Source organism: Olavius algarvensis spirochete endosymbiont (assembly GCA_900608495.1).
Taxonomy (GTDB): domain Bacteria; phylum Spirochaetota; class Spirochaetia; order DSM-2461; family DSM-2461; genus UBA2779.
This window is the reverse complement of sequence record UWYT01000243.1, coordinates 1-247: the sequence shown is the minus strand read 5'-3', so window position 1 is coordinate 247 and position 247 is coordinate 1. Positions and strand designations below refer to the sequence as shown.

At 55.1% G+C, this 247-nt stretch carries 1 protein-coding gene; it reads left to right on the top strand.

What is annotated here, in order from left to right; translation table 11 throughout:
* The coding region (locus S1OALGB6SA_RS07085; RefSeq protein WP_195910358.1) for an NHL domain-containing protein at positions 1-247 on the top strand (247 nt) is incomplete at both ends.

Here is a 247-nt window from a genome sequence, read left to right as displayed (position 1 = left end):
AATTCTGGGAATGGCACCGCCAACACGGCACAGTTTAACTTCCCCACCGGAGTGGCTGTGGACTCATCCGGCAATTTCTATGTGGCAGATGCTAACAACCACCGCATCCGGAAAATCACGCCGGGAGGGGTGGTAAACACCATAGCCGGTACTGACACACCAGGTTTTGCGGATGGCATCGGCAACACGGCACAGTTTAACTACCCCACCGGAGTGGCTGTGGACTCATTCGGCAATGTCTATGTGG